5 protein-coding genes and 1 pseudogene are annotated in these 6,049 nt (G+C 64.0%); 3 read left to right on the forward strand and 3 right to left on the reverse strand.

Going from position 1 to position 6,049, the window contains the following annotated elements:
• Nucleotides 1-233 (reverse strand): annotated as a pseudogene (ligC, locus tag VML93_RS21590) (ATP-dependent DNA ligase); the annotation flags it as partial.
• A gap of 36 nt (nt 234-269) precedes the next feature.
• Nucleotides 270-2,279: a serine/threonine-protein kinase gene (locus tag VML93_RS21595; protein WP_414686414.1), complete on the reverse strand. Its 2,010-nt coding sequence runs from the start codon at nt 2,277-2,279 to the stop codon at nt 270-272.
• 299 nt (nt 2,280-2,578) lie between these two features.
• Here VML93_RS21595 and ligD point away from each other — a divergent pair, with 299 nt between their 5' ends.
• From ligD to VML93_RS21610, 3 genes are all read left to right on the forward strand, one after another.
• Nucleotides 2,579-3,619 (forward strand): non-homologous end-joining DNA ligase, encoded by a 1,041-nt coding sequence (ligD, locus tag VML93_RS21600; protein WP_325613831.1) that lies wholly within the window; start codon nt 2,579-2,581, stop codon nt 3,617-3,619.
• 1,126 nt (nt 3,620-4,745) lie between these two features.
• Complete coding sequence (locus VML93_RS21605) at nt 4,746-4,919, forward strand: DUF2510 domain-containing protein (protein ID WP_325613832.1); 174 nt, start codon at nt 4,746-4,748, stop codon at nt 4,917-4,919.
• Nucleotides 4,920-4,996: 77 nt separating this feature from the next.
• Complete coding sequence (locus tag VML93_RS21610) at nt 4,997-5,485, forward strand: serine hydrolase (protein ID WP_325613834.1); 489 nt, start codon at nt 4,997-4,999, stop codon at nt 5,483-5,485.
• An 11-nt stretch (nt 5,486-5,496) separates the two neighbouring features.
• On the opposite strand, the gene VML93_RS21615 is transcribed toward VML93_RS21610, so the two are convergent.
• On the reverse strand, nt 5,497-5,964 hold the full coding sequence (locus VML93_RS21615; protein ID WP_325613835.1) for a GNAT family N-acetyltransferase: 468 nt from the start codon (nt 5,962-5,964) through the stop codon (nt 5,497-5,499).
• Between the last annotated feature and the right edge of the window lie 85 nt (nt 5,965-6,049).

The raw sequence follows: 6,049 nt of genomic DNA on the forward strand, positions 1-6,049 counted from the left end.
TCGCCGTCCACCACGCAGCGCTGCGGCAACTCGGTCTTGACCGCGGCGACCAGCTCGGGAAAGTAGCGGGTCATCGGGCGCTCGTTGCGGCTGCCCAGCTCGACGTCATCGCCGTCGCGGAAGCAGATGGACCGGAACCCATCCCATTTCGGCTCGTAGGAGGCATCCGGTGGGATCGCCTTGACCGACTTGGCGAGCATCGGCGAGACCGGCGGCGTGACGGGTAAGTCCATTGGTTCATTGTGGCTTCCGGCATCTGGAAGCCGGGTTCAGTCTCGGATACGGGTGAAGACCTGATCGTAGGGGCCGCCCTTACACGCACTGCCCGTCACATTCTCCAGGCCGTGGCCGACGAGGGACGTTATCGGATCCGGTGCCGGTTTTGGCATGGGAAATTGACCGGTCATCACCACGTGACTGGTTCCCCCGGCCGCACACGGGATGTCGTAGTCGGTGTTTCGCGTCCAGGATCCATTGGCGAACATGAACAGTTGATGGTCGCTGAAATCGGTCAGCACGAAGCGGCTGAGGCATCGTTCGCCGGTGCGCAGGCAGAACGTGTCGACGCTGAAGTCTTGGTCTCCCGGTTTTGCCTGGCCGCCTCCGCTCACCTTCGAGCGGTAGAAGCCATGCAGCCCCAGTGCCGGTGACGCCACCCGAGGCGACAGGCCGGCGGGGTCGGTCAGGCCGGCAAGGTTGACGTCGCCGGTTCGGGTGAACGTGACGCTTCGCTTGGCGTAGCAGTCGAGGGAATCCTCGATCCATTCGCCGGCCATGCTGCCGTCCGGACGTGGCCGCAGGTAGACCCAATGCCACTCTTCGATGTCCTGGTTATGGCATTTCTCGGTATCCAGGACGACCGCGATCCAGCGCCCGTTGATGTCGTCGAACACCATATTCGTCGGGTGCACAAACGTCCCGGCGCTTCTCGTCGCGGTAGCCATGCACCCTTTTGTGTTGCACATCGACCGGAGTTTCCAAGTCTCGTTGCCCGGCGGGTCCGTCCCTTGCTCCGGTTTACCCGTCAAGTCGAGGCCCGGCCCGAAGGCAACGGTATAAGTGCCGGTGAAGGGACCCGAATTTGGTTGCTGCGCATCCGTGCCGCCGGCTGTCGGGTGGCTGGTGTTGCCGCCGCTCAATGCGATGACGGCGACGATGCCGATGACCGCGATCACCGCCGCGATGCTGCTGGCCAGGATGATGAGCTTGCGTTTGCTATTCGGTTGGGGAGCGGTCTCCCTGGGGCCTGTCGACCCGGTGCCGGGCGGAGGGGGGCCGCCGCCCGCAACGCCGGGGGGGACACCAGAGCCTCCGGTTGGGCCGTGGGGGCGGTACTGGGTCGCATCGACGGCTGAGGTGCCCCCACTCGGCGCCGCCGGATAGTAATTGCGCGGCACGCCCGACGGAATCGCCACTCGTTCGGTGTGGACGGGTTCAGGGTCGCGGGTCGAGGCGGACACCGTCGCGGCTTGGCTGACCGCCGCCCGCGCGGCCGCGGCCATCTCGGTCACCGCCGAATAGCGTTGGTCGGGATTCTTGGCCATCCCGGTCGCGATCACCGCGTCAAGCTGAGCCGGTACACCGTTCCGAAGAGCTGACGGCCGAGGCGGCGGCGAGCTCAGATGGCCTCCGATTTGTCGTTCGAGGCTGTTCCCGGGGAAGGGCTGGCTGCCGGTCAGACACTCGTGCAAGACGCACGCGAGGGCGTACGTGTCGATGCGCGGGTCGACTTGCTCGGTGCTCAGTCGTTCCGGCGCCATGTAGGCCCAGCTCCCGATCACGTTGCCGGTACCTGTCATCCGCGTTTCCCCCGCGGCGCGCGCGATGCCGAAATCGATCAGGTAGGCGAAGTCGTCTTCGGTGACCAGGATGTTGGACGGTTTGACGTCGCGGTGCACCAACCCGATCCGGTGCGCATCTCGGAGGGCCGAGGCGACCTGCTCCACGATCTTGACGGCGCGGTCGGGTAGCAACGGCCCTTCGGCGATGAGGGCTTGCAGGTCCCGGCCTTTGATGAGCCGCATGTCGACGTAGAGGCGGCCATCGATTTCACCGAAATTGTGGATCGGTACGACATGGGGATCGTTGAGTCCCGCCGCGGCCAATGCTTCGCGGCGGAATCGCTGCTCGAATGCCGGATCGTTGGCGAGGTTCGCCGGCAGCACCTTCACCGCTACGACGCGCTGGGTTTCGGTGTCGTAGGCCCGCCAGACCTCGCCCATTCCGCCGCGGCCCAGCAACTCGATCAGCCGATATCGACCGAACGGAGTTCCTTCGATCACCAGTCCCCCTCAGCAGCCGTCGCCAAACCCCCAGATTACGGCCTGAAAGCCAAGCTGCGAGGCACACTCAGGGCAAACTCATACACATTCAGGTTTAGCCCATAGAAAGCCACGAATTAGTTCATATAAAGCCAAAGTTCGATGAGTTTTTGGTATAGGCACAACGCTGGCGACGTCTATGAGCAAATCTGAAGTAGCGATCGTTAGAGACTTTCCTTTGGTCTAAGGCAAATGTTCGGCGCAGCGATCCGAGCCGACCAGTATCCGCAGGCCCCGCGGCATGCTGGAATCCAGATATGGCTGCTGCAGCAGAAGAACTCGACGTCGACGGCATCGCGGTGCGGTTGACCAACCGGGACAAGGTGTACTTTCCCCAGCTCGGGTCCAACGGCACCAAGGGCCGTCTAGTCGAGTACTACCGCGCCGTGGCAGGTGGGCCGATGCTGTCCGCGCTGCGGGACCGGCCGACGCATTTGCAGCGGTTCCCGGACGGCATCGACGGCGAGGAGATCTACCAGAAGCGGGTGCCGCAACATCATCCCGACTATCTGGAGACGTGCCGGGTGACGTTCCCGTCGGGGCGGACCGCCGACGCGCTGAAGGTCACCCATCCTGCGGCCATCGTGTGGGCGGCACAGATGGGGACAATCACGCTGCATCCGTGGCAGGTCCGCTGCCCCGACACCGAACATCCCGACGAGCTGCGCATCGACCTGGATCCGCAGCCGGGCACCGGGTTTGCCGAAGCGCGCGCGGTCGCCGTCGACGTGCTGCGCCCGCTGCTCGACGAGCTCGGATTGGTCGGATACCCGAAGACGTCCGGGGGCCGCGGGATCCATGTGTTTCTGCGGATCGCCACCGACTGGGACTTCATCGCGGTGCGCCGGGCGGGCATCGCGCTGGCCCGCGAGGTCGAACGTCGTGCACCGGACGCGGTGACGACGTCGTGGTGGAAGGAAGAACGTGGCCGGCGCATCTTCATAGACTTCAACCAGAACGCACGCGACCGCACCATGGCCTCGCCGTATTCGGTGCGGCGCACCCCGATCGCGACGGTGTCGATGCCGCTGACGTGGGACGAGCTGGCCGGCGCCGATCCGGACGACTACACCATGGCGACCGTGCCCGATCTGGTCAAGCGGCGAGAAGACCCGTGGGCCGCCATGGATGAAGTGGCGCAATCGATTTCGTCGTTACTACAGAAATCCGAGGCCGATGAGGAGCGCGGGCTGGGCGACATGCCATATCCGCCGAACTACCCGAAGATGCCGGGCGAGCCGAAGCGGGTGCAGCCCTCTCGAAATACCGATCTGAAAAGGGAAAACAGGTCGAAGTAGCGCGGTGCGCCAACCCCCAAGAAACGTCGCCCCGGAATGGGAAGGCAACGGGTACGTCGAATGCGTCAGCCGCACGAGCCGAGGCGTTTAGGAGGTGAAAAGTACGCCATTCCCTTGGCGGTCACTACCAGCTGACCAACTACGCTCAACTGAGTCGTATGGGGTTGATCAGTCAAACCACGCAGACACATCCCCACTCAAGGAGTTGCCAAGATCTGTCGCCGTGTGGTTGGGGTGCTCACCGCTTTACTGGTGGCACCCATCGCCCCGTCCCAAGCTCATGCCCAGCCACCGACGCAGTGCTTGAGCAACACCCCCAAGGGCAAGCAGGTCTACATTCCCTGCGATCTGCTCAACGTCCGCGTCAACTATCCACCCGGGCAGCGCTGTCTGGATCTTGGACCGCTTGATCGGTACCCGAAGGATGTGCGTGACTGGTGTGGCTAACGGTAGAGAATCGGGCTGGGCCCACAAGCGGCGAAACTCGCCCGACAACCTGCCGCATGGTTGATGCTCGTACGCTGCGTAAACGCTGCTGAGCATGATCGTTAGCACGGTGGCACCCCGAAGATGCCAGGCGAGCCGAAAAGGGTTCAGCCGTCTCGAAATACCGTGCCGTTGCGAGTCGAGGAGTCACCGCAGGATTCCTGGCATCCGTTTGACTCATCGTCTTTTCACGACGACCTCAGAGCAAACTCCGATCCCCGGGCCGGGACCGCTCATGGTCCCGCTCTCATTCCGAAGTTCGGCAAAGGGCTCCGAAAGCTGGGGTGGGAGCGGATCATGATGCGTGTTCTGTGCAGGCAGCTGGTCCGAAGTCGGGAAAGGCCTGACTGGTGGAGGGCACTCCTTTTGGTCGTCACCGACTGATCGAGTTGTTGGGCCGCGGCGGCATGGGCGGCGCGCATATAGCACCGCCACCGACCGGGTCGCGGCGATCATGGCGCGGCGCGCGAATTCCTCCGACGACGCGCAGTTTCAAGAGACAGTTGCCATCGGTGCGCGACCCGATTCGGCAGCAGCGGGCTTCGACCGCGTGGACGTGTTGTGGCGTCGCGAAGGCCCGCGCCCCCCGGCGTGTTGACTCGCCCCAACCCGCACCGCGGCGGCACCTACGGAGCGGGCGATGAGCCCAGAATCCCCGCAACCGCCGGCCGGCTGGTATCCCGACCCGGCCGGCGGCGGTCGGATACGCCACTTCAACAGAACCCAATGGACGAATGACTACGCCGATGCGGCGCAACAGTCCAATCCGCCGCGGCGGCGCCCGCGCGGGTACGGCCTTTCCGTTTTTGAATAGTACGTTCACCATTCCTTTCACGAACCCCTTTGGCGCACTGTATACCTGACTCATTCCACTTGGCTTGGCCTGGTGAGGTGGATAGTTCCCAGCGGTTTGTCGGACGTGGCCTCGCGAGCCGGGACTCGGTCAACGCCGTGGTGACCGCGCGTGGCCTGGCAAAGATGTACGGTGCTCTGGCCAACAGTGGACGCATCGACGAAACTCAGTTTCTGTCTTCGGAATTGGCGGACGGGCTGCTCGGCAGGATCAGTTGGCGGCCGGACCTGAAGGTGATGGTTCCGATGTCGTTCCACCTCGGCTACCACGGATCACCGGTCCCCGGACTACTGCGGGGATTCGGCCACACCGGTCTGGGCGGCACGATCGGGTGGGCCGATCCGGCTACCCGAAGCTCCTTCGCCTTCGTGCACAACCGGCTCGTCACGCCGATCTTGGTCGACCAGATCCTTTTCGTGCCACTGATTCTGCCGCTGCGGCGCGCCATCGCGGCCGCACACGAGCGCGGCTTCCGCGCGGTACCGCAGTTCGGTGCGCGCTACGAAGAAGTGGGAACGAAAGCCTGAACTCGTTCGCTTCAATCCAACTGCTTCCGCATCGCCAAACCAAGGGCGCCACGTCCTTGACCCACCAGTTGAAAGCCCTTGCGTTCGTACAAGCGAGCCGCGGGGTTCCTCACGTGGACGTTCAAGCCGATCGCGCCGTACCTGCCGGTGCAGCGAATCACCAACTCGTCCAGCAACATGCCGCCGACACCCTCGCCGCGAAACTCGGGTGCGACGGCAATAGTGAGTTCGGGAATAGCAGCCACCAGAAGCGGCGGATCGTGATGAAAGGTCCATGCCGCACCGAGCCTCCGGCCAGTCGCGTCGGTGGCGACGACGACTACGTCGCCCGTGCCGGGCAGCATGCTCTGCGTCTCTTCGGAATCCGGTTCGGGCAACGGCCTATCCTCGATGACGCAGGCATAACGCGCCATTTCGACGATGAAGTCGTCATCGGCTTTGCTAGGGGGGCGTAGCCGCACATCCATGGGCCCGAGCACCTGCCCATCATCCAGGACTTAGCCTGCCGAGCAGACGCAAAAGTACCTCTGGACCGGGGCGTGTCGCGGTGCTTTTGCGTCTGCT

Source organism: Mycobacterium sp. (assembly GCF_035499775.1).
GTDB lineage: Bacteria > Actinomycetota > Actinomycetes > Mycobacteriales > Mycobacteriaceae > Mycobacterium.